The organism is Paenibacillus sp. RC334 (assembly GCF_030034735.1).
GTDB lineage: Bacteria > Bacillota > Bacilli > Paenibacillales > Paenibacillaceae > Paenibacillus > Paenibacillus terrae_A.
This window is the reverse complement of sequence record NZ_CP125370.1, coordinates 4,586,931-4,608,830: the sequence shown is the minus strand read 5'-3', so window position 1 is coordinate 4,608,830 and position 21,900 is coordinate 4,586,931. Positions and strand designations below refer to the sequence as shown.

The 21,900-nt window shown below is 47.6% G+C and carries 23 protein-coding genes, 2 pseudogenes and 1 riboswitch; of the genes and pseudogenes, 21 read left to right on the top strand and 4 right to left on the bottom strand.

Annotation, left to right across the window (positions count from 1 at the left end; genetic code table 11):
* Nucleotides 1-8: 8 nt before the first annotated feature.
* The 8 genes and pseudogenes from QMK20_RS21185 to QMK20_RS27750 all read left to right on the top strand — a co-directional run bounded on the left by QMK20_RS21185 (nucleotide 9) and on the right by QMK20_RS27750 (nucleotide 8,069).
* Nucleotides 9-353, top strand: a complete 345-nt coding sequence (locus QMK20_RS21185; RefSeq protein ID WP_137060148.1) for a thioredoxin family protein — start codon at nucleotides 9-11, stop codon at nucleotides 351-353.
* A gap of 214 nt (nucleotides 354-567) precedes the next feature.
* The gene (locus QMK20_RS21180) at nucleotides 568-1,500 is read left to right on the top strand and encodes a COX15/CtaA family protein (RefSeq protein WP_283653193.1); all 933 of its coding nucleotides are present in this window, start codon (nucleotides 568-570) and stop codon (nucleotides 1,498-1,500) included.
* Between the two features lie 130 nt (nucleotides 1,501-1,630).
* Nucleotides 1,631-3,397, top strand: a complete 1,767-nt coding sequence (locus QMK20_RS21175; protein ID WP_283653192.1) for a UbiD family decarboxylase — start codon at nucleotides 1,631-1,633, stop codon at nucleotides 3,395-3,397.
* Nucleotides 3,398-3,450: 53 nt separating this feature from the next.
* Nucleotides 3,451-4,170 (top strand): Cthe_2314 family HEPN domain-containing protein, encoded by a 720-nt coding sequence (locus QMK20_RS21170; RefSeq protein ID WP_283653191.1) that lies wholly within the window; start codon nucleotides 3,451-3,453, stop codon nucleotides 4,168-4,170.
* Between the two features lie 131 nt (nucleotides 4,171-4,301).
* Nucleotides 4,302-4,441, top strand: a riboswitch (SAM riboswitch).
* A gap of 112 nt (nucleotides 4,442-4,553) precedes the next feature.
* Nucleotides 4,554-5,576: a methionine ABC transporter ATP-binding protein gene (locus QMK20_RS21165; RefSeq protein WP_283653190.1), complete on the top strand. Its 1,023-nt coding sequence runs from the start codon at nucleotides 4,554-4,556 to the stop codon at nucleotides 5,574-5,576.
* Entirely contained in the window at nucleotides 5,573-6,241 is a 669-nt protein-coding gene (locus QMK20_RS21160) for a methionine ABC transporter permease (protein ID WP_283653189.1), read from the top strand. The genes QMK20_RS21165 and QMK20_RS21160 overlap by 4 nt, the downstream gene beginning before the upstream one ends.
* Before the next feature lie 75 nt (nucleotides 6,242-6,316).
* On the top strand, nucleotides 6,317-7,159 hold the full coding sequence (locus tag QMK20_RS21155) for a MetQ/NlpA family ABC transporter substrate-binding protein (protein WP_044645446.1): 843 nt from the start codon (nucleotides 6,317-6,319) through the stop codon (nucleotides 7,157-7,159).
* A gap of 195 nt (nucleotides 7,160-7,354) precedes the next feature.
* A pseudogene (locus QMK20_RS27750) lies at nucleotides 7,355-8,069 on the top strand (SDR family oxidoreductase).
* Between the two features lie 91 nt (nucleotides 8,070-8,160).
* Here the strand turns inward: QMK20_RS27750 and QMK20_RS21140 are convergent.
* Nucleotides 8,161-8,406 carry a NifU family protein gene (locus QMK20_RS21140; protein ID WP_013311836.1) on the bottom strand — a complete coding sequence of 82 codons (246 nt, stop codon included), beginning with the start codon at nucleotides 8,404-8,406 and terminating at the stop codon, nucleotides 8,161-8,163.
* 87 nt (nucleotides 8,407-8,493) lie between these two features.
* On the opposite strand from QMK20_RS21140, the gene QMK20_RS21135 reads away from it, so the two are divergent.
* Entirely contained in the window at nucleotides 8,494-8,751 is a 258-nt protein-coding gene (locus QMK20_RS21135; protein WP_134912826.1) for a YuzB family protein, read from the top strand.
* A 120-nt stretch (nucleotides 8,752-8,871) separates the two neighbouring features.
* Here the strand turns inward: QMK20_RS21135 and QMK20_RS21130 are convergent, their stop codons facing one another.
* Together QMK20_RS21130 and mqnE are read right to left on the bottom strand one after the other, a co-directional pair.
* Complete coding sequence (locus QMK20_RS21130; protein ID WP_283653187.1) at nucleotides 8,872-9,939, bottom strand: NAD(P)/FAD-dependent oxidoreductase; 1,068 nt, start codon at nucleotides 9,937-9,939, stop codon at nucleotides 8,872-8,874.
* Between the two features lie 265 nt (nucleotides 9,940-10,204).
* On the bottom strand, nucleotides 10,205-11,311 hold the full coding sequence (gene mqnE, locus QMK20_RS21125; RefSeq protein ID WP_283653186.1) for an aminofutalosine synthase MqnE: 1,107 nt from the start codon (nucleotides 11,309-11,311) through the stop codon (nucleotides 10,205-10,207).
* A 372-nt stretch (nucleotides 11,312-11,683) separates the two neighbouring features.
* Between mqnE and QMK20_RS21120 the strand changes: the two genes are divergently transcribed.
* Together QMK20_RS21120 and QMK20_RS21115 are read left to right on the top strand one after the other, a co-directional pair.
* Nucleotides 11,684-12,043, top strand: coding sequence for a HesB/IscA family protein (locus tag QMK20_RS21120; protein WP_014277861.1), 360 nt, complete (start codon nucleotides 11,684-11,686; stop codon nucleotides 12,041-12,043).
* A 221-nt stretch (nucleotides 12,044-12,264) separates the two neighbouring features.
* A complete protein-coding gene (locus tag QMK20_RS21115) occupies nucleotides 12,265-13,038 on the top strand; it encodes an S-layer homology domain-containing protein (protein ID WP_283653185.1) in 774 nt (257 codons plus the stop codon).
* A 351-nt stretch (nucleotides 13,039-13,389) separates the two neighbouring features.
* Here the strand turns inward: QMK20_RS21115 and QMK20_RS21110 are convergent, their stop codons facing one another.
* The gene (locus tag QMK20_RS21110) at nucleotides 13,390-13,617 is read right to left on the bottom strand and encodes a helix-turn-helix domain-containing protein (protein ID WP_283653184.1); all 228 of its coding nucleotides are present in this window, start codon (nucleotides 13,615-13,617) and stop codon (nucleotides 13,390-13,392) included.
* A gap of 351 nt (nucleotides 13,618-13,968) precedes the next feature.
* Between QMK20_RS21110 and QMK20_RS21105 the strand changes: the two genes are divergently transcribed.
* The 10 genes and pseudogenes from QMK20_RS21105 (at nucleotide 13,969) to QMK20_RS21060 (ending at nucleotide 21,763) form a co-directional block, all read left to right on the top strand.
* Nucleotides 13,969-14,334, top strand: coding sequence for a hypothetical protein (locus tag QMK20_RS21105; RefSeq protein WP_283653183.1), 366 nt, complete (start codon nucleotides 13,969-13,971; stop codon nucleotides 14,332-14,334).
* Nucleotides 14,335-14,525: 191 nt separating this feature from the next.
* Nucleotides 14,526-16,100 carry a sigma-70 family RNA polymerase sigma factor gene (locus QMK20_RS21100; RefSeq protein WP_283653182.1) on the top strand — a complete coding sequence of 525 codons (1,575 nt, stop codon included), beginning with the start codon at nucleotides 14,526-14,528 and terminating at the stop codon, nucleotides 16,098-16,100.
* 391 nt (nucleotides 16,101-16,491) lie between these two features.
* Entirely contained in the window at nucleotides 16,492-17,238 is a 747-nt protein-coding gene (locus QMK20_RS21095) for a TetR/AcrR family transcriptional regulator (protein WP_283653181.1), read from the top strand.
* Between the two features lie 26 nt (nucleotides 17,239-17,264).
* On the top strand, nucleotides 17,265-18,011 hold the full coding sequence (gene map / locus QMK20_RS21090) for a type I methionyl aminopeptidase (protein ID WP_283653180.1): 747 nt from the start codon (nucleotides 17,265-17,267) through the stop codon (nucleotides 18,009-18,011).
* 468 nt (nucleotides 18,012-18,479) lie between these two features.
* A pseudogene (locus QMK20_RS21085) lies at nucleotides 18,480-19,409 on the top strand (DMT family transporter).
* Nucleotides 19,410-19,494: 85 nt separating this feature from the next.
* Nucleotides 19,495-20,109 carry a hypothetical protein gene (locus QMK20_RS21080; RefSeq protein ID WP_283653179.1) on the top strand — a complete coding sequence of 205 codons (615 nt, stop codon included), beginning with the start codon at nucleotides 19,495-19,497 and terminating at the stop codon, nucleotides 20,107-20,109.
* A gap of 10 nt (nucleotides 20,110-20,119) precedes the next feature.
* Nucleotides 20,120-20,464, top strand: a complete 345-nt coding sequence (locus QMK20_RS21075) for a YkvA family protein (protein ID WP_283653178.1) — start codon at nucleotides 20,120-20,122, stop codon at nucleotides 20,462-20,464.
* A gap of 30 nt (nucleotides 20,465-20,494) precedes the next feature.
* The gene (locus tag QMK20_RS21070; RefSeq protein ID WP_283653177.1) at nucleotides 20,495-20,833 is read left to right on the top strand and encodes a hypothetical protein; all 339 of its coding nucleotides are present in this window, start codon (nucleotides 20,495-20,497) and stop codon (nucleotides 20,831-20,833) included.
* Between the two features lie 6 nt (nucleotides 20,834-20,839).
* Nucleotides 20,840-21,130 (top strand): hypothetical protein, encoded by a 291-nt coding sequence (locus QMK20_RS21065; protein WP_014277850.1) that lies wholly within the window; start codon nucleotides 20,840-20,842, stop codon nucleotides 21,128-21,130.
* Between the two features lie 312 nt (nucleotides 21,131-21,442).
* The gene (locus QMK20_RS21060) at nucleotides 21,443-21,763 is read left to right on the top strand and encodes a hypothetical protein (RefSeq protein ID WP_014277849.1); all 321 of its coding nucleotides are present in this window, start codon (nucleotides 21,443-21,445) and stop codon (nucleotides 21,761-21,763) included.
* Nucleotides 21,764-21,900: the final 137 nt, after the last annotated feature.

Sequence of the window (21,900 nt, the reverse complement as noted above, 5' to 3'; positions counted from 1 at the left end):
ACTCATCCATGCAAAAGATCGTCTCTCATGAAGACTTTAATAAGGCAATATCCGCTTCTGGCGTAACGGTGGCTGTGTTTAAGGCGGACTGGTGCGGGGATTGCCATTTCATTGATCCGTTTATGCCTGATGTGGAGCAGCAATATGCAGACAAGCTTACATTAATTGAGATTGATGTAGAGCAGGCGGAGAGCGTTAGCCAGGAGCAAAATGTACTGGGTATTCCCAGCTTTATCGCTTACAGTGAAGGCCGCGAGCTGGTGCGTCTGGTGAACAGATTGCGTAAATCCCGTGAGGAAATCGAGCAGTTTTTGGACCGGGCTGTGGAAGTACACGCCAGCTTGGCTAAATAATTGATGTTATGCTGGTATGAGGGTTCCGAGGGAAATTATTCATAAGGGTATTCAGAGAGCCGCTTCCTTCCAAAGGGGGCGGCTTTCTAACGGGACACGTTCACATTTTGTCAACAAAGCGCGTATGTCAAGGAACGATATATCAGTTATAATTATTTTAAGTGATCATTTCACAACATATAAGGATAATAAATATTTTATCTGGAAGGATATGGTGAGTTCGTTGAACAACAAAATTAGAATATTAAAGTGGCTTGCACTCGTAACATGTATTGTCATGTTTTTGGCTACCTTTGGCGGAGGTGTCGTGACGCGGACCGATTCGGGACTGGGTTGCGGTCGGGAGTTCCCGCTTTGTAATGGTAAGCTGGTTCCGGCACATACGGTCGCATCCATTATTGAGTTTACTCACCGCTCCGTCAGCACGATGGCCGGTCTGCTTTCTATCGCCTCTTTTGTTGGCTTTCTGCTGTATATGAAGCATCGGAAGGATTTGCAGCTGTTCTCGTTGTTGACGCTAGTATTTGTCATTATACAAGGAGCGATGGGGGCCTTGGCTGTGGTCTTCTCCCAATCCGCTCCGGTCATGGCGCTGCATTTTGGCTTTGCCCTGATCGCCTTTGCCAGCGCGACTATGATGACATTGGGAGCCTGGAAGGAACATGCGGATTCGCGCTTCAACCCGCGTTTGGCCACCGTGCCTGTCAACAGGGGCTTTCGTAATTTTATATGGTTGTCGACGATCTATACGTATATTGCGGTATACTCGGGCGCACTGCTCAGTCACTCGGTAATTCAAAAAGTTGTAAATCTCGGCGGTATTATATCTCCGTTGTTGCTTCACCAGCTTTCATCGGGACTGCTGTTCGTGGTCATTTTGGCTGTGGGGCACTATTCTTATCGCTATCACCCAAATCATCGGGATATACGTATACTGGGTGTCGTTGCGGTGGTATTGATTATGCTTCAGGTTGTTATTGGCATTAGCCTGTTGTACGTCACCAGACCGGAAATTTACATGTTTGTGGTACTGGCACACATGCTGGCCATTGCAACACTGTTCTCCATTTTGTGCTACATGAGCTACCGTGTGTGGCAATTGTCACCGGATCGCAACATCGTTCGGACGCATTCACAGCGCACTTAAGTAGTCATGTATGGTTGGTGAAACGGATATTTTGCCCAAGTGGCGTTGAAGCACGTATAATAGCATATAAGAAACAAACCAGGCCCGCGAGTTTCTCGAGGGCTTGATTTGCTTAGGAGGAATCGTCCAGTTGATCTACCAGAATTTGCGCCAATTTATTGAAGCGCTGCGTAAAGAAAATAATCTTCAAATTATAGAAGCACCCGTCGATCCTTATTTGGAGCTGGCCGAGATTCATCGGAGAGTTATTGAGGAAGAGGGACCGGCATTGCTGTTCACCAATGTAAAAGGTACCCCGTTCCCTGTAGCCAGCAATCTGTTTGGCACAAACCGTCGTGTGGACATGGCCTTTGGCCCTCGCCCGGAGCAATTGATGGATGCGATTGTAGGGGCGACCAAAACATTGCTTCCACCTACACCCAAGGCATTGTGGAATGAACGTGGGCTGATTAAGGACATGCTAAAAGTAGGACTGAAAACGGTATCTCATAGCGAGGCTCCTGTATTGGGAGTTCGCCGTACGGATGCTCCGCTGGCTCCACTCCCAAGAGTGACGAGTTGGCAGGACGACGGGGGGCCGTTTATCACGCTTCCGCTCGTATATACCGAGAAGCCGGGTCAGTCCAAGGATCATAATTTGGGCATGTACCGTATCCAGATTTATGATGATCAGACGACCGGGATTCATTGGCAAATTCATAAAGGCGGCGGCTTTCATTATCATGAAGCTGAGCTGCGTAATGAGCCCTTGCCGACGACAGTTATTATCGGCGGGCCACCAGCCCTGATTGCGTCCGCGATTGCTCCGGCACCGGAAAATCTGCCTGAATTGCTGCTTGCCTCGCTCATTATGGGCGGCAAGCTGCCGATGACGGAGGACCCGCTCGGCGGTCACCGGATTCCGGCAGAGGCCGAATTTGCAATCAGCGGCTACGTGCCGCCTCATGAACGCCGTCCGGAAGGACCGTTTGGAGATCATTTTGGCTACTACTCCTTACAGCATGATTTCCCTGTATTTCATGTCAAGCATATGTACCACCGCAAGGATGCCATTTATCCAGCGACCATTGTAGGCAAACCACGGCAGGAGGATTACTATCTCGGAGAATTTTTACAACGTCTGCTGTCACCTGCCTATCCGCTTGTGATGCCTTCCGTCAAGTCGCTGTGGGCTTACGCAGAAACGGGCGTACATGCATTGGCAGCGGCAGTTGTGCGTGAAAGCTATTCCCGTGAAGCACTGGTCTCAGGCTTTACCATTTTGGGACAGGGCCAATTGTCGTTAACCAAATTCCTGATGCTCACGGATCGGGTCATTGATTTATCCGACTTTAACCTGCTGCTGGAAACCATTCTGGAGAGATTTAATCCGGCGACAGATTTGTTTATTTTCAATCATACGTCTCACGATACACTTGATTATACGGGCCGTAAGCTGAATCACGGCAGTAAAGCGATCCTGATGGGTGTAGGTGAGCCTATACGTGAACTGCCTCGAGCCTATGAAGGAGGCGACCTGCCGGGTATTCGCGAGATTGAGCCGTATTGCGGAGGCTGTCTCGTCGTATCCGGTGCGTCCTTTGAGCAGGAGCCTGAGTTGGCGGCGCGGGTACTGGAGCGTTTGGCTGCGGGTGAGCAGGAATGGCCACTTGTCTTTATTGTAGATGATGCCAAGGAAGTCGTTCGCTCACAAGCATCATTCCTGTGGACGGTGTTTACGCGGTTTAACCCGGCTACGGATATGTATGCAGACAGCGAGGTCCGTTTGCATCATTTGAACTACAAGCTGCCAATTGTAGTGGATGCTCGTATGAAGCCGGGCTACCCGGATGAAGTGCTGCCGCGCGAGGATATTGTTAAGCTTGTAGACCAACGGTGGACGAGTTATTTCGCTTGACGCCCTAGCCAACCCAACAACCGGATTTTACATTCATAAAAGGAGGCGTGAGCATGATACGCAAGCTGCTAGGCGAGCCGCCACGTGTGAACAAGGGCATCCTGCTGGATGCTATGAACAGCATGTCAGACATGCTGAAACTGCTGGAGCGGCAAATTCAGGCCAGTGGAGATCCGACTCATGCTTTTCGCAAGGCGGATATTTTGACACGCGGCCTGATGTCATCTTTGGATGAGCTGGAGCAGAGCCATCATGCTGCCGCCTTTTTCCGAACGAAAGTCAAAGCCGGATATGCCGAGGATATGAGTGTTAATGAAAAATCGGATTATGCGTTGTACGTATTCTTTTATAAGGATGGGTTTGTGAGGGTATTTTCCATTTTGGATAAGCTCGGGAACTGGCTCAATGATTTGTATGATCTGAAAACAGGCGAGTATAAGCCGCATTATTCTTATTTTACCGTGCTACGGCAATTCAGGTATTTGAAAATGCATCCTGTAATGACCGACGATCTGAATGATATCAAGGACTCATACACTGACGCGATCAATCGGCTGCGCAAGCGGCGTAACACGGAAATACACTATATGAATACGGAAATGCAGGATGATCTCTGGCAACGGCATCGTGCTTTGTACGGCAAGATACAACTGGAGGATTTGGATCATCACCTGGAGGATTTGAAGCAAGGCCTGGAGATGGTGAACCGTTCCTTGACAACTGTCTTTCGTTATACGGTGAAACAATGGGAGAACCGGGAAGCTCGCCCATAATTATGTGAGAAAATATCCTTTGACAAAGCTATGTAAACTATCTATACTGAAATCTAGTTTCAGAAAAATGCTTGAATTATGATTTTAAATATAAACTTAACGGACAGCTAAAGCTGGAGTTTAACATATTTTTCTTATCCAGAGAGGTGGAGGGACTGGCCCGATGAAGCCCGGCAACCCGTTCTTTCCCGGTGTAACACACCGGGAGGGGACATGATGGTGCTAATTCCTACAAAACCGCTAGAGTTATAGCGGTTTTGACAGATGAGAAAAGGTTCGCATAGCGGGGCCCTTTTCATTCTGTGAAAGGGGCTCTTTTTGTATCATCATAGAGATGAACGTCGCTTAAAAGGGTAAGGAAGAGTGAAGGGGGTCGCAGCACGTTGATAGAGCTTAAACAATTAACCAAGCATTATGGCAAAGGCAGCCGACGCGTTAGTGCGCTGTCCGGTTTGAATCTTTCCATAGAGCGTGGTGAAATATTTGGAGTCATCGGTCATTCCGGAGCGGGAAAAAGTACGCTGATCCGCTGTATTAATTTATTGGAACGTCCGACCTCGGGCGAGGTATGGGTAGATGGCGTGAATCTCGCCACGGTAAGCCAATCCCAGTTACAGAAACAGCGTCGTAAAATCGGAATGATCTTTCAGCATTTTAATTTGTTATCCTCGGCGACGGTATATGACAATATTGCCTTTCCGTTGCGTCTGGTGAACACGCCCAAGCAGAAGCTGGACCAGAAGGTTCGTGAACTGCTGGAACTGGTGGGTCTGGAAGAGCACAGCGAAAAATATCCGTCACAGCTTTCGGGCGGACAGAAGCAGCGGGTAGGTATTGCACGGGCGCTTGCCAGTGATCCTCATGTACTGCTGTGCGACGAGGCGACCTCGGCGCTTGATCCACAGACGACAGGGTCCATCCTGAAATTGCTGTTAGACATTAACCAGCGCTTTAATTTGACCATCGTGCTGATTACGCATGAAATGCATGTCATTCAAAGCATCTGTGATCGTGTCGGCGTCATTCATCAGGGCGACATCGTGGAGCAAGGTCCGGTGGCAGAAGTATTCCTCAAGCCGCAGCATCAGGTGACCAAGGACTTTATCCAGCGGGAGTCTGAGCATCCCGAGGAGCTGCAAGCAGCGATTGCAGCAGCAGGAGGCGGCGAATCGGCCCATGTTGTACGGATTTCGTTTTTGGGCAGCAAGACATACGATGCGATTCTGTCACGAACGGCCCGCAGCACCGGCGTTGATTTTGCGATCTTGCAGGGAACCATCTCCACGATTAAAAATGTACCCTATGGACAGCTTATCGTCCGTTTTGAAGGAAATCAGGAGGATATTGAGCATACGCTGCGCGAAGTGTCCGGTCAGGGACTTGATGTGGAGGTGATCGGACAATGAGTGAACTTGATTTTTCGCAAGTGAGTTGGGAAGAACTAGGTAACTCTACATTAGAGACACTCCAGATGCTCGGTGCATCTGCGTTGTTCACCCTTATTATTGGTTTACCGCTCGGGATTTTATTATTTCTGGCAAGCCGCTCTTCATGGAGTCTGATGAAGGTGATGTACGTTGTACTTTCCTTTATCGTAAACATTTTGCGTTCCGTACCGTTTATTATTTTGATTGTTGCACTGATTCCTTTTACACGGTCGTTGGTGGGGACTTCCACGGGAGTACTGGGTACGATTCCACCGCTGGTCATTGGCGCTGCGCCATTCTTCGCCCGTCTCGTAGAGACGTCATTGCGCGAAGTAGACAAGGGTGTCATCGAGGCTGCACAAGCCATGGGCGCCTCTACAGGTCAGATTATTAGGCGGGTGCTGTTGCGTGAGGCACTGCCGGGTCTGCTCGCCGCATTAACGATTACCGTCGTTACGCTCGTATCCTATACAGCAATGTCCGGTATGATCGGGGGCGGTGGTTTGGGTACACTAGCTATCAACTACGGATACTACCGTTATGAAACGGCTGTAATGATCGTTGCGGTCATACTGATGGTCGTATTGGTGCAATTGCTGCAAATGGCGGGAGACCGTCTGGTGCGGCATTATACTCGAAAATAGGGAAACCATATAGAAATCCTTATTGATCAGGGCGTCTGAATCCTGAACATCACAATTCATTGGAGGGGTAATAACATGAAAAAATGGGTATTGGCCGTATTAAGCTTGACATTAATTGCGGTATTGGCTGCTTGCGGCACGAAAAGCACAACATCCGATACAAACAATGCGACCCAAAATACAGGCGGGTCACCACGTGAAGTCGAGCTGAAAGTTGGCGCTTCTCCTGTGCCACATGCGGAAATTTTAGAAGCGATCAAGCCTCAGTTGGAAAAAGAGGGCGTTCGTCTTCAAGTCGTTCAGTTTAACGACTACGTACAACCGAACGTACAATTGTTCGACAAGCAACTGGATGCTAACTTCTATCAACATGTACCATACATGGATGTTATGAACAAAGAGCGCAAAATGGACCTGGTATCTGTAGGCGCGGTTCATCTGGAGCCATTCGGTATCTACTCCCAAAAATATAAAAAGCTTGATGAAATTCCGGACGGTGCTACCGTAGCCATCCCGAACGATGCAACCAATGGAGGTCGTGCATTGTTGTTGTTGGAGAAACAAGGTCTGATCAAGCTGAAAGACGCAAGCAACATTGAAGCTACAGTAAAAGATATTACAGAAAACCCGAAAAACCTGAAATTCAAGGAGCTGGAAGCGGCTATGCTGCCACGTCAGTTGCCTGAAGTCGACATTGCTCTGATCAACACGAACTATGCTCTGGAAGCGAAGCTAAACCCGACGAAGGATGCACTGGCATTGGAAGATAAAGATTCTCCATATGCTAACGTTCTGGTAGCACGTCCGGATAATAAGGATTCCGAAGCGATTCAAAAGCTGATCAAAGCGTTGCAATCCCCGGAAACTAAAAAATTCATCGAAGACAAATACCAAGGCGCGATTATCCCGGCATTTTAAGCTGGACACAAGAACGCTTTGAACCCCAACCCCGAATTCTCTTGAACAAGAGGATTTGGGGTTTCTTTTTGCTTGGAGTTGTAGGCGAAGCGTAAATATTTTATACTTGGGGGTGACCGTTCTCTGTGAAGAGGAGGAAAACTGTTGAGACACAAAGTCGCGCTTATAACGGGCAGTGCCAAAGGATTAGGTAAAATGACCGCTCTGCGCCTGGCTGATGAAGGCTGTGACATTGCACTAAACTATGTGCATAGCCAAACGGAAGCCGAAGAGCTTAGGCAGGTGATTGAAGCCAAGGGAGTACGCTGTCTGTCTTTGCAAGGGGATATTTCGATTCAGGAAGATATTACAAGGCTGATCGGCGAAGTACAGGATCGGCTGGGCGGCGTAGATATTATGGTGAATAACGCCGGACCGTTCATCCGGGAACGTCGCTTGTTTGCGGAGTACAGTGTAGCTGAGATCCATACTATGATTCAGGGGAATCTGGTTGGTACGATGCTGCTGGATCATCTGGTATTACCTCATATGCGGAACCAGCAATGGGGACGTATTATTCATTTTGGCTTCGGTCATGCTGGAGAAGCACGGGCTTGGGCCGCATCGTGCTGTGTACGCAGCCGCCAAGGTGGGGCTGGTGTCTTTTACGAAGTCACTGGCTGTGGAAGAGGCTCCTTATGGTATCACGGTCAATATGATTTGTCCCGGGGATATCCGGGGTGCGAACAAGGAAAAGTCAATTGCCGACGTCATCGGCTTGCAGGATAAAGAGACACCGCGCGGACGCCCGGGGAGTGGAGAGGATATTGCGCGTGTGATTGCTTATTTGTGTGATGAGCATTCGGATTTTATCACGGGTAATATTATGGATGTGTCGGGAGGACTGGACCCGATTCGGCCGACCATATAAGGGATTAAGATCAGTACATCCCGTCACACAAAAAAGAGTCTTGAGCTTCGTTACCGAAGTCAAGACTCTCATGATCATTATGCATCAAGCATTAGAATACTTGTACCACTTCTTGGACGCCGTCGACTTCTTCGAGAAGAGCGCGTTCAATCCCTGCTTTCAGCGTGATTGTGGAACTTGGGCAACTGCCGCAAGCGCCTACCAGCTTCAGCTTAACGATGCCGTCTTCTACATCAACCAGTTCAACGTCGCCACCATCGCGTTGCAGGAACGGACGAAGCTTATCCAGTACATCCGCTACTTCATCATACATTTGAACGCTTTGTGTTTCGCTCATTAGAATTCAACTCCTTTCCTATACCTTATTTATTATATTACAAAGCGGGCCAAATTAAAATGCCCGTCGACCAAAGCAGGTGAAAAAATGTTAAGACCCATCATTGAATTTTGCACCAGCAATATGCATTTTGGCACCGATGAAATGATGTCCAGACTGGAGCAAAATCCGGATTACGACGTCATTGAATACGGCTGTCTCAGCAATTGTGGTCAGTGTAACGCAGAACCGTATGCGATGGTCAACGGTGAGATTGTATCTGCCGATTCAGCCGAGCTGCTGTACGAAGTGATTATGAACAAAATCAAGGAAGCCGAGGCATGGGATAACCTTGATCTGGACTAAGATGTTAATCATTCGTCAGCCTTCTTCGTTCTATCTATGATATACGCACCGTCCATACATGTTTAATACAAAGAAGACCCGCTCCCAGAGCAGGTTTTCTTTGTGTGTTGTACCAACAGATTAGCCAAAATGGCGTTTGGATTTCCAGAGCACGCCGCTTTTGAGCAGGCGGGGTACACGACCACGCAGCGAGGTGCTGCCCATAAAACCATAGCCGAATCCGGCTTTCTTGCCAAGCGCACCCAATGTGCCACGCAGCTTCAAAGGATGCGGGTGAGGCGTTTGGCCTTTCCACAGGTCGTGTACAATGTGTGCAATCTGCTCACCTTGCACCTCGGCCGCCTGAGCACTTGGGGAGTAGGGGAGACTGGCGCAGTCTCCAACTACATACACCTCGGGATGATCCGGAATTTGGTAATATTCATTTAGTACAATGCGGCCCTGAGGATCTTTGGGCACAGCTAAATCCTGCACGATTTTCACGGGTTGAATCCCGGCAGTCCATACAACCGCATCCGTCACAATTTCTTCATCATGGTTGTAAATAGCGCCCGGCTCAATGCGGCAAACCCCCACATGATTTAACGCATCGACTTGATGCTCCTTAAACCAGGCATGCACATAGGCAGACAAACGCTGCGGGAATGCCGACAGCACCCGCTCGCCCCGATCCATAATGGTAATATTCAAATCCGTGCGGCTTTCGCGCAATTCCGCCGCAATCTCAACACCGCTCAGACCGCCACCTACAATATGCACATGTCCGTAAGGCTTGATTTCATTCAGGCGCAGATACGTTTGACGTGTATTGTTAAAGGACTGGATGGTACAGCTATGTTCTTCAGCCCCTGGTGTATTGTGAAAACGGTCCGTACAGCCCAGTGCAATCACAAGCTGTTCATAGGGCAAAGGCTCGCCGTCCTGGAAATGTACAATTTTATTTTCCAAATCCATCGAGGTGACTTCTCCGTATTTGCGAATGAGCCGTTGTTCATCGGGAAAATGTACCCGTAAATCAAAATCAGATACCGTCCCCGCCGCGAGTGCGTAGTATTCTGTTTTCAATCCCTGAAAGGGCATTCGATCCACTAGAATAACCTGTACATCATCGGGAATATATTTATTGATTAATTCCTTGGCAATGGTAAGGCCACCGTAGCCGCCTCCCAGAATAACGAAATTTTTCATCAAAATCCGCCGTCCTTTCGCTGCCGTGTCCCCGGCAAATGGTCTGGTGCCTCATCAGGAAACCTTGTTCGCCTTCAAATTACGTCTTATCCCGGCGACATGCAAATTCAATGTTTCCGATCAGACACAAGTTTTTTGTTGTTATAAAACCCGGCTTCCCGGCCCGCCTGTAGGCAGACCAGAAAATTCCGAGGCAGCTTGACGCTGCATGGTGTGAGGTATGGGGATGAAATGCACGCGGGAAAATACGAATCCGATATGGCTTTTATTCGAAAACTTCGATTTCGTTATAGAAGGTGTCCCGTTCAACCGGGGTGCGTCCTGCACCTTTGACCAGCCAGATCAGCTCTTTACGGGTCAATCCGGCCGGGGTCAGTGCGCCTGCGGCATGGCTGATTTGCTCGCGCACAATCGTGCCGTGGACGTCCGATGCACCGAAGGTCAGAGCGACCTGCGTCAATTGCGGACCAATATTAATGAAGTAAGCTTTAACATGATCGATATTGTCCAGCATCAGGCGGCTGATCGCAATCGTTTTGAGATCCTCGTAAGCGGAGTTACGGCGCATAATGTTGGCATTTTTGCTTTTCGGCTGCATGGACAGTGGAATAAATACCATAAATCCGTTCGTTTCGTCCTGCAATGCGCGAATTTGCAGCATATGTTCAATACGATCCTCGTAGGATTCAACCGAACCGTACAACATCGTCGTATGAGTTCTCATGCCGAGATTGTGAGCCGTGCGATGAACCTCAAGATAGCGATCTACATTCGCTTTGGTGACACGCATTTTTTGGCGATACTCATCCGATAAAATTTCTGCGCCACCGCCGGTCAGTGTTTGCAGCCCTGCCTTTTGCAGCTCCTGAAGCACTTCTTTGATACTCAAGCCGCTAATGCGTGTGAAAAAATCAATCTCTGCCGCAGTATAGGCTTTCAGTGTAACATTGGGGTACTTTTCATTCAGCGCCTTCAATGAGTCTACATAGTATTGGAAAGGCACATGATTATTATGACCGCCGACGATATGGAATTCTCTGACGCCCGGATGGATATGCTGCTCAACATAATCAATCATTTCCTGCCCGGACAACGTATAAGAGCCTTCTTCCCCCTGATCCTTGCGGAAATTGCAGAACGCGCAGCGCGCTTCGCATACATTGGTGAAGTACAGGCTCATGTTCTCAATAAAATAAACCTTTTTTCCGTTCTTGCGTAAATTCGCTTCGTTAGCCAACTGACCCAGTGTGAGAATATCGTCAGTTTCGTACAAATATATACCGTCTTCAAGGCTCAAACGAATACCATTCTGTACCTTTTCTACAATCTCCGCCATTCTGCGGTCTGTAAAGGGTGTAACTAATGTGGACATGCCTATTCCTCCTTCAAGTTGCTCTGTGCGAGGCTGTCCGCCTGATAAGCGGCACAAGCGCTTAATGCACACAGGATGTCCCGTTCCGTCGGTACGAATCCGGCAGCGCGGATATGTGATATGTGAAAAATGTTACAATGACAAGCTACAATGATGAATGTCTCAGAACTTCATCTGTGAAATGACAAATTTCCGACAGTTTCTTTTACACACTCTTCACCTATTATAAACCTCACCTCACAGGTGTTCAATACAAACGAATAGAAAAACAGGTCTTTTAGCCTGTAAGGGAAGGACATTCCATGACTTGAGCACCTGCAAATAGTGGAGTATACTAAAGGAGAACATGAAGTAAAAGAGGAGGATGGAGTCATGATTAACATCACCGATTCCGCTGCCGAGCGCTTGAAAGATATGCTGGAGCAGCAGGAAACGCCGAATATGTTTTTGCGTCTGGGTGTTACGCCGGGCGGTTGCACCGGATTCTCGTATGCCATGGGCTTTGACGACAACGAGACGGATCAGGATATATATATGAACGTACAGGATATGAAGATTGTAGTGGAAAAGGAAAGCATCCGCTACCTGGACGGTCTGGAAATCGACTTTGAAGAGTCTGGTATGTCAGGCGGTTTTACCATTCATAATCCGAATGCAATCGCTACCTGTGGTTGCGGTTCAAGCTTCCGTACAGCTACGGATGCAGGGAAGCCGAACGAAGAGCCTTGTTAATTAATGTTTTTCGAGTGGTGGTCTGAATTATAGAAGCCTAAATGTCAGGTTTGTTAGGGAATGCGGATAACGGCCTTTGTGACGGGAATTACTCGTTGCGAGGTCGTTTTTGTGTTGTTTTTTCTGATTATTATTATCATTTGCTTTTGAGATGCCGATATAACATGGAGTTCTGAAGAACTATTTTCTACATAAATTTTACCTGAAGGAAGTGGAAAGAGATGTTGAAAAAGAAATGGCTTATCACTCCGCTGGTTGCGGTGGCACTGTTTTTTAGCCAATCCGCATTCGCGGCAAATACGTTTACTGATGTGAACGGGACAAAATATGAGTGGGCTGCTGAATCTATTCGTTCGATGGTCGACAAAGGCGTTGTCAAGGGCTATGAGGATGGGACCTTCAAGCCAGGCAAAACCATAACGAAAGCGGAATTTGTAAATATGTTTCACAAGCTTTTTCCAGAGATCAATCATTCGTCCGGAAAAGCTTCAGAATTTGTTGATGCGCGTAAGCACTGGGCGAATAAAGATTTTGCAGCATTATTCAATGGGGATTATGTTTGGGGCTTCACTGAAAGAGTAGGAGGCAAATATCCAAACTATCAATTCTATATCAATCCCGACAAACCGCTGACCCGCTGGGATGTTATGATGATTGCTTCCGTTCGGACGGATTATACGAATCAGACTCTTCATCCTGAGATCAAGGAAGTAATCTCTGCAGCTGCGCAGTATAAGGATATAAAAATTCGTAAGGCGAATTACAATGACAATTACTCGTTCAGCTATCCAGTAATATACATCGACACGACTCAAGAGGAGCCCTATTATGATGGAGATTCCCAAGATCAAAAAGGAGAAGCATTCTACACCCTGACTAATATGGGCGTCCTTACCGCCAATGATGGATACCTTCACCCCAAAGCGCTAGTCACACGGGCTGAGGCGGTTACCATTTTACAGCGTTTGTACGAAGCCACAAAGCAATCGAAGTGATTTTTAAATAGGATCAGACGAAAGCAAAGAAATGATCTAACTATAAATGAAGGCCTCTATAGCGGTATAGTCGTATAATACTATATTGCTATGGAGGCCTTTTTGAATGTGTTAAATGATCATAATCACTACACTATATAAAGTGATTACCTTGACATGACTTATAAAGCCGTGGAGGAACTGATCAAAAGATCGAATATATAAATGGAACTGCCACTTCGCAGACGGATGGTGCTTCCGAAGCGACCGCTTGGCTTGTACAGCACCAATCCGTCTTCTCCGTTTTTCTTGTACATTATTTAAGTTTTAGCCAGTGCAGACGAAAAGTACTTAACGAAAATAGGACCGTTTTTATAGGCGATCCTTTTCAGAATTTTCAATTGCTATGAGTTCAGATATATCATCAATTTCAAGTGCATCCGCGATTTTGATAAGTGTTTTTAGATTTATTTGTTCACGAATGTTCCGTGACATTTCTGATATAGCCGCCTGACGAACACCAGATAGTTCGGAAAGTTGAGTTTGCGTAAGTCCCCGTTGTGTCATAACCTCGTTCAATTTAAGCCGAATCGTTCTCATATGTACACCATCCTCTAGCCCATTATATCCAATATACGAATATCCGTAAAATTGATGTTGACTCTATACTAAAAGTCGTATATATTATACTAATAAACGAATATACGAATATAAGTATTAAATTTATTTTCTCTCAACATTGTTAATTTGATCACTTGGTACTTGGTTCTAAAGTAGAACGGTACTGGATACTGAATTTAAGTATTGATAAAAAATTTCTTATAACAATGATTTAGGGAGTGAAGGGGCGTGTCGTTTATGTTTTCCAGATCATTCATACAGTAATCATGCTTATGCTGGATATCAATACATAAATAAATCAGTAATATTATAAGGTAGGGGGAATTATTTATGAGCGAATCTGTTGAATTGAAAAGAGTTGCCATGGTATATGGACTTGATGATGATCCTCATATGTATGAATTATTTGAGGGAGTCCTGTATGATCGTAGCTATTTTTTTTATCTTGAACATGGAATATTGTGTCTGCGATATGTACGAAAGGTAGAACAACCGGATCATCCGTATCTTTATGTGGACGGGGAAAGCGGGGGACTACAACTAGCGGAGAATGTGCAACGTGAGATCATGGAGGTCGTCACAGAACTGATCGAGCGTTTGCGCAGTAAGGATGGATTAGCATTTTTACTGGATGAACTGCTATGGCTACATGGTAGAAGTCACATTGAACTTAACCTCGTGAAAAATAAAGGGTGATTTATTTCGGTTGGAAACTATCAGCTGTAACTACAGTATGCTCCTATGAGAAAGAATCTGTTCATATTGTTGCAGTGTTCGGTGACGCTATGTATCAATCATTTCATTTTTCCATCAATATAATTTGTAACCTTCCCCCATTGAGTTGGCACTTAAGATTAAGAACACGAAAGAAACGAGGCTAGGGACGTATGAGGGAGTGGGTTGAAAAGGCGCGGCTAGGGGATGCGGAAGCGTTTGGGCAGCTGGTGCTGCATTTTCGTGGGATGGCCTATGCGGTGTCCTATGACATGCTGAAGGATGTCCATCTCGCGGAAGATGCCGTGCAGGATGCGTTCATAGAGGCTTATCAGAATCTGGAGAAGCTACAGAACCCGGCCGCTTTTCCAGGCTGGTTCAAGACCATTGTCGTAAGACAGTCCCAGCGGACGCTGCGGCGCAAGCATCATTCGGTGCTTCCTCTGGATGAAGCGGTGCAGGTATCGGGAGGAGTACCGGATTTGGCAGAAATTTCGGAGCGTAGGGAGGAGAGTCAAGTTTTGCAACAATCGGTGAAGGCACTGTCTGCCAAGCTGCGCGTGCCTCTGCGGCTATTTTATTTTTACGGCTACTCTCTTCAGGAAATTTCCGATTATCTGGGCACTCCGGTCCCGACGCTTAAGAAGCGGCTGCACGATGCCCGCCGAAAGTTGAAAGGTACACTCCCGGTGGCCGACCTCGTCTCCGTGTTCAATCATTTGTATGAGGGAGGGCAAAACATGCTACATATTGTTAACGGTGATGTTGTAGGTGAGATGTTGAAGCAGGGCGTTGTACAGGGTGATGTGCTTGTATGGAGAGAGGTTTATCCATCAGGGCCGATATTTGCAAATCCAGCAGGGGCTGAAGAACGGTCACTGCGGGCCCGGGTTCTGGAAGAAACGATGGGTATTCCGGCCAGCGAATACATAACGGGCTGTGAGGAACAAGAACAGAAACTTCGTGAATATACCAAGTACGATGAAGTCGTGTTGTGGTTTGAGCATGACCTGTTTGATCAGAGTATGCTCGCCTATCTGCTCCACTGGTTCAAAAGACAGAAACTGGGCCGCACGAAGCTGAGTCTGCTCTGTATTGGGGAGTTTCCAGGAATTGAACGGTTTCATGGTCTGGGACAGCTCACTCCGGCACAGCTTCAGACATTATCCGGGACCTGGCGGACCATTGGGCGGCAAGAAATGGAGCTCGGAAGCGAGCTTTGGCAGGCGTATGCTTCTCCTGATCCTGGTCAAATGGCTAATCTTCTGGAAGACAAGAAGGCAACATTGGCAGCATCCGGCCTGCCTTTTGCCTATGAGGCCTTCACAGCGCATCTCAAACGGTTGCCCTCGGAACGGAATGGTCTTGGCATTGTGGAACAGACCACGCTTCAGGCCGTTCGCAACGGAGTGGATACGCCTTTGGAATTGTTCCGTCAGGTAACTGACGTCCTGCATGTGCTCGGCATGGGCGATCTCGAATATTGGAAAGTTATTCGTTCTTTGGTGGAAGGTGAGCATCCTTTACTGATTATTGACGGGGCTGAGGACGGCTTGGATTTCAGGCAAATCCCGGAGTTTCTGAACCGCCCGGTAATTCTGACTGAGTTGGGTAATGAGGTACTAAATGGATCAGCGGACCGTATTGCAGTTCAAGGGATCGACGAGTGGTTTGGGGGGCTGCATCTTCACGGACATGAGGTTTCCTGGCGCTGGGATGATTTGGCTGGAGGTTTGGTCCGTCATTGACGAAACTATATAAGCATGCCGAAAACCTTGAGCGGTATGTCGGTGAAAGGGATCGTTCTAAGTCTATGATGGCTCAACCCAAAAGATAAATAGCGAAAGAGTTTTCCGTTCATGGAAAACTCTTTTTTATTTTTAAGCACATCACGTAAAGACAGGAAAACCACCTACTTTTGAAAAGACACCCCTTATAATAACGATCTCAATCAGTATTTAAGGAACATTATACACCTGCCAAAATCTCGTTACTATTGCTTCCTATTTTTTCGCATCCGTAAACAGCTCCGATTTCTAGGTAAGCCGTAAATTCTCCAGCTAATTCCTTGTTATTCGCAAGCCGATGTTTTATATTGACATAAGAGTAGGTCAAAAATAAAAGAGGTGAACGGACGAGATGTCTCCACGCACGAAGGAACAAAACGAAGAGATCCGGCTGCGGCGTCTGGCGCAAATCCGGAAAGCCGCTGCCGATGTGTTTTTGAATAAAGGGCCTTTACTGGAAATGCGCGATGTGGCCGCGCAGGCGGGACTCGGCTATGGCACGGTATACCATTATTACAGCAATAAGGGCGATTTGCTCCACGATCTGCTATGGGACGCGTTGGAGCGGGCCGGGGGATGGCAGAAGGACACGCTAGAGGCCCCGCTGGAGGTCCCTTGCGCTTCGGCTTCGGGGGAGGCGCCGGCGGGCGGGCATTTCGGCTTGGCTGCTGCGGCGGACACCGGGAACGCGGCTGCCGCGGATTCCCGAAGCGGAAGTCGCGAAACGGCCGCTGCCGCAGAGTTTGGCCCCGTCGCCGCCGCTGGGGTCCGGCTGTTACAGCTTTGGGCGGAGGACCACGCTCTGTACCTGCTGCATAAGCTGGCCGGTGAGGGCTTTGCCTCGCTGCCTGAAGCACGGTCGGCTCCGCTCTCGGCCGCCTTTCGCCGGGAGGTGCTCGCGCCGCTTGCCGCGCTGCTGGAAACTGGGCGTGCGGCGGACGGGGCTGCCGCTTCCGGCAGAAACGCAGCGGAGCCGCCGGATCGGCTACAGCGCGCGGAAATGCTGCTGGCCGCCTTGGTCGGCTGCGCCTCACTTTCGCTTCGCCGCGGAAAGCTGCACGAGGAGGCCAGGGATATCGCCGGGTTTTTAAAATTATAGAATGGATAAGGAGCGAATAAACAAAGATGATCATTTTAAAATCACCTAGGGAAATTGAAGAGATGAAGCCGGCGAGCCAAATCGTTGCGGATTGCTACCGTAAGGTGGCCAAACTGATCGAGCCTGGGATTACCACCCAGGAAATCAATGACTTTGTTGCCAGACACATCACCAAGCTGGGCGGCAAGCAGTTTACGAAAGGATACAACGGTTTCCCCGCCGAAACCTGTATTTCGATCAACGATGTCGTGGCTCACGGCATTCCTTCCAATCGGGCGCTTATGGACGGGGACTTGTTGAAGCTCGACATCGTCGCGGAATACGGCGGATGGTTCGGCGATTCGTGCATGACCTATGCGGTGGGCAATATCCGGCCTGAGGCGCAACAATTAATGAAGGTGACGAAGGAATGTCTGGATCTGGGGATCGCCCGGGCGCTCCCCGGGGGCCGGCTCGGCGACATCACGTCAGCAATTCAACAGCATGCGGAGGCGAATGGGTATTCCGTCGTACGCGATCTGCTGGCGCACGGGATTGGGCGGAGCCTGCACGAAGAGCCGAGCTACGAGCATATCGGCACAGCCGGCAAAGGCATTCGGTTAAAGGAAGGCATGGTATTTACGATTGAACCCATGATCAACGAAGGTACGTTCCGTATCATGATCGACGACGATCAGTGGACGGCGAGAACGGCCGACGGCAAGTTGTCGGCGCAATATGAGCATACGATCGCAGTCACGCCGGACGGGCCACTGATTTTAACGGCCCAGTAACAAGAGAGGCGAACGGACGGGAATGCGTCATTTTAGGAAATAAGTCGCCAACCCGGCCTGCTCGGCCTGACGAAAGTTCGTAATCCGAAACGACGAAAAAGCGCTGGGCCCAGCCTGGGACCAGGGAAGCTTTTTTTTACATGGTTTGTAACTTTACCGATTTACGAAAAACTGCTCCCCGGGAAAATGGCTTAGAAGTAAAACACTTTCACCAGCCTAGTAGAACGATCCTGAAATAACGTAAAAGACATTCATGACCTTCAGCCAAAGCGTATTTACGAACGTGCTGAGCTAATAACCGCTGGTTCCAGACTTCGTAAGAATAGCCGAACTCTTTTCTGACAACATTCATTTTATTTATTAAAGCTCACAGTATATGCTAGTAAAGTGAAGCTTTGCAAATGTCTGTAAATGATTATAGCTGTATGAAATGAGTGATGACCATCGCTAGGGGAGAGGAACACAGCTATGAAAACATTAACACCTAAAAGCTACGCTGTGGCTTGTATTGATATTAGTGATGGTGTGGGGAATTAACTGGCCGTTGACCAAGCTGGCTCTGCCAGATACACCGCCGATTTTATTTTCAGGCATCCGTACGCTGCTGGGCGGGCTAATCCTGCTTCTGTTCGCTATGCGTCACAGGGAAACCTTACGCTTGAGACAGAATGCGTGGACGTATCTCGTTCTGGCGATATTTAATATTGCAGGCTACTATGGCTTGCAGACGGTGGGGCTACGGTATTTGCCTGCCGGGTTATTTTCCACTTTAGTATTCCTCCAGCCGATCTTGCTTGGATTGTTCTCCTGGTTGTGGTTGGGTGAGCGCATGTTTCCGATGAAGGTCATTGGACTGGTTCTTGGATTTGGCGGGGTGATCGTGATTAGCTCCGGCGGGATGGCAGGGCATTTGTCCGTGTTGGGTATCGTGCTGGGGCTGGCCTCTGGACTGTGCTGGGCACTCGGAACGATTTATATGAAGAAAAAAGCAAGCAGTTGGACTCCATTTGGGCGGTGACGATGCAGCTCATTTTTGGGGGAATTATTCTCAATGGGATTGGACTTACGACGGAGAAATGGAGCGATATTCACTGGACCCCCTCCTTTATCGGTATCTTGCTGTTTATATCGGTATTCGTGATTGCGATGGGCTGGATGATTTATTTTAAACTGATCGACAACGGAGAAGCAGGAACCGTCGGCTCCTATACATTTATGATTCCGGTGCTGTCTACGATCTTCAGTATGGTGATGCTCAAGGAGTCGCTTACTCTGACATTCGTGGTGGGATTGGTGCTGATCGCGGGCAGTGTGTATCTGGTGAATACGGCTTTACCGGGAAAACGAGGCAACCCAAGCTCAAGGGCCAATGAAACGAAATCCTGTACCCATAAATAGAGAATGAGAAAGCAGGAAGAATATACTAGATTATAAAAGGGGGTCATAGTAAAATATGACTATGTAAATAGAGAGGAAGTTTGCTATGGGGGAATTAAGCAGTCATACTCAGTCTTTGGAGCCGCAACCACAGGCTGTTCGTAAGCTCGCAGTTGTAGCCACGGTCATTTCAGGAATAGCTGTACTCGGATGTATTACCTTGGCGTTATGGAATTATAATCTGACTGCAAAGGTAAATACTTTAACTACAGCGAATGCTTCACTCAACAAGACAACGCAAGCATTGACAAAGCAACAAAAGGATACAGAGGCCCTGCTGCAACGGGTTAGATTAGCAGCCAACCTGTCGTCCATATCGCATGTATTGGAGCAGACTTCCGTCGTTACTGATGATTTTGTATTGGAAAAAGCGACCTTTGATGTAGCAGAGAATGGTACGTTGAAGGGTGTGCTTTTAAATGTGAACAATCAACCGAATCTTGGTTTGGGTGGTGCTTATCGAGGTTATGGTAAATATAATATGGCTTCTTCTACTTTGACGAAGAAGGCGGAGGAAGTCATAGACATAGCTATGAAACAGTATGGTACGTCGGACAAGCTTCCGGTATGGGATAAAAATACGAAGGTGGAAATGACGGTACAAAATTATGAACTTGGAAAGCGGGAAGGTGGAATTTTCAAGCTTGCCAGTCAGAAATAGGAGGTACCTTATGAAGGATTTTGATGTAACTAAAGCCAAATATGATCCGAAGCAGGAAGAACAGGTAAAAAAGGGATTTTTCAAAAAGGTGAAATCCACGGCCGGAAAGGTTCCTTTTGTGAAGGATGCGGTGGCCATGTACTATTGTGCGATAGATCCTGAAACGCCTCTTTATGCCAAAGGGGTGGCCTTCGGGGCCTTGGCGTATTTTATTTCTCCATTGGATGCGATATCGGATGTCATTCCGATGCTGGGCTTCACGGACGATGCGGGTGTCGTGCTGGCGGCCTTAAAAGTGCTGGACATGCATATCAAGCCTGCCCACCGGGAGAAGGCGAGCGAATTTCTTTCTTGAGTATTGGTTAAAGAGCGGGGGAGCTAAAGAATGGATAGGTACACGTCTACAGCGAGGGAACGCTGGCAGATGAGACAGAGTGAGCCGCAGCCGCAGGGCTGGGTGCTTGCTTTGTTTGGCTGGATTTTTGCAGGATTGGGGCTACTATTAAGTATTTTCGTCATTGGTAATCTGTCGGCTATTCTGGGTTTAGTCTTCGGCATTTTGACGAAACGGATAGAGCAACGTAATACACAGGGCATCCTGATTATCGTTTTAAGCTCCGTTGGGATCGGCATCGGGTTGTTGATTTTTATTATTTTTGCAGCACAAGGTTTTGTGGAAGGCCTGATAAGAGGTTATAATGAGCATTATCAGTCAGGGAGGTAAACAGCATTGAGCGTCATTATTTCACAGCAGATTACAGCAACGGGCGTGAAGGAATATACGAAGGTGATTAAAACATTTGATTCCCATTTTACACCTTTGGTTGGACAGAAAATCAGGGATACGGCTTTTGGCGATATGCAATATTATGATGTCGAGGACGTGTTTATTGATCTGGCAGAGAACGAATATTGGGTGATTTTACCTGCGGTTCTGCTGCATACCGATGATATCGAGGATGTACGGGATGCGGTGCGTGAGTATCGTTCACATGGTTGGGAATGTACAAAACCTTTGTAAATCCATACTGCATAAGCATCTATACGGAAACGTCTTTCTTTTGCGAGATAGGCGTTTTTTTGTGTATTTATGTATAAAATCTTCCTAATGATTGGCATGAAAAGAAAGAATTAATGCTGAAAATGCGCAAATTGTATCATTTTTTATCATAAAACGACAAGTTGGGAAATGAAAACGGACTTAATGTGTTATACTTAGTATATCAAAGGACAAGAGTCTAAAACGACCGGTAAGGCCCTTTCTTTGAAGAACCTCGTAAGGTTCAACGTTTATCCAAAATAAATGGTCAAAAGGAAAAGGGGAAATGCTAACGTGAGAGTGAATTTGAAATTTACGAACAAAGGGCAAGTTGCAGTCGAGAAGTTCAACAATGAGGAGCTTATCGAAATCTTTACCCGCTACATTAAAACGTTAAGCAAGAAGTATGATATCTCGGTTACCGTACCGGAAGATCTGAATGAGCAGATCTTGGCAGAGGGCACCGTAAAGGTCGTGTTGGATAAGATTAATTGTGACATGGACGCTTTTTTCAAGGAGCTGAGCCGGGATATTAAGGTGCCACTGGTCAAAAGATTGGGTACCAAATTGGATAACGTGTTTAAGACCGAGGTCGTGGAGCAGGAACAGAACTAAGGACAAGGATCAAGCGAGTCTGAATGATGATTCGCAATATGAAATCATAGAACCTCCCGAATGGGGCGCATGGCTAGGCAATGTGCTCGTTCGGGAGGTTTTATATGTTTAAACTGCTCTATTCAGCTGGAAAACAT

Excerpts from the sequence above, each read along its gene's own strand:
- map (WP_283653180.1), top strand. The coding sequence starts at position 17,265 with ATGATCATTTTAAAATCACCTAGGGAAATTGAAGAGATGAAGCCGGCG.
- QMK20_RS21185 (WP_137060148.1), top strand. The coding sequence starts at position 9 with ATGCAAAAGATCGTCTCTCATGAAGACTTTAATAAGGCAATATCCGCT.
- QMK20_RS21115 (WP_283653185.1), top strand. The coding sequence starts at position 12,265 with ATGTTGAAAAAGAAATGGCTTATCACTCCGCTGGTTGCGGTGGCACTG.
- QMK20_RS21170 (WP_283653191.1), top strand. The coding sequence starts at position 3,451 with ATGATACGCAAGCTGCTAGGCGAGCCGCCACGTGTGAACAAGGGCATC.
- QMK20_RS21135 (WP_134912826.1), top strand. The coding sequence starts at position 8,494 with ATGTTAAGACCCATCATTGAATTTTGCACCAGCAATATGCATTTTGGC.
- QMK20_RS21075 (WP_283653178.1), top strand. The coding sequence starts at position 20,120 with ATGAAGGATTTTGATGTAACTAAAGCCAAATATGATCCGAAGCAGGAA.
- QMK20_RS21120 (WP_014277861.1), top strand. The coding sequence starts at position 11,684 with ATGATTAACATCACCGATTCCGCTGCCGAGCGCTTGAAAGATATGCTG.
- QMK20_RS21140 (WP_013311836.1), bottom strand. The coding sequence starts at position 8,406 with ATGAGCGAAACACAAAGCGTTCAAATGTATGATGAAGTAGCGGATGTA.
- QMK20_RS21100 (WP_283653182.1), top strand. The coding sequence starts at position 14,526 with ATGAGGGAGTGGGTTGAAAAGGCGCGGCTAGGGGATGCGGAAGCGTTT.
- QMK20_RS21110 (WP_283653184.1), bottom strand. The coding sequence starts at position 13,617 with ATGAGAACGATTCGGCTTAAATTGAACGAGGTTATGACACAACGGGGA.
- QMK20_RS21155 (WP_044645446.1), top strand. The coding sequence starts at position 6,317 with ATGAAAAAATGGGTATTGGCCGTATTAAGCTTGACATTAATTGCGGTA.
- QMK20_RS21080 (WP_283653179.1), top strand. The coding sequence starts at position 19,495 with ATGGGGGAATTAAGCAGTCATACTCAGTCTTTGGAGCCGCAACCACAG.
- QMK20_RS21130 (WP_283653187.1), bottom strand. The coding sequence starts at position 9,939 with ATGAAAAATTTCGTTATTCTGGGAGGCGGCTACGGTGGCCTTACCATT.
- QMK20_RS21160 (WP_283653189.1), top strand. The coding sequence starts at position 5,573 with ATGAGTGAACTTGATTTTTCGCAAGTGAGTTGGGAAGAACTAGGTAAC.
- QMK20_RS21105 (WP_283653183.1), top strand. The coding sequence starts at position 13,969 with ATGAGCGAATCTGTTGAATTGAAAAGAGTTGCCATGGTATATGGACTT.
- QMK20_RS21095 (WP_283653181.1), top strand. The coding sequence starts at position 16,492 with ATGTCTCCACGCACGAAGGAACAAAACGAAGAGATCCGGCTGCGGCGT.
- QMK20_RS21070 (WP_283653177.1), top strand. The coding sequence starts at position 20,495 with ATGGATAGGTACACGTCTACAGCGAGGGAACGCTGGCAGATGAGACAG.
- mqnE (WP_283653186.1), bottom strand. The coding sequence starts at position 11,311 with ATGTCCACATTAGTTACACCCTTTACAGACCGCAGAATGGCGGAGATT.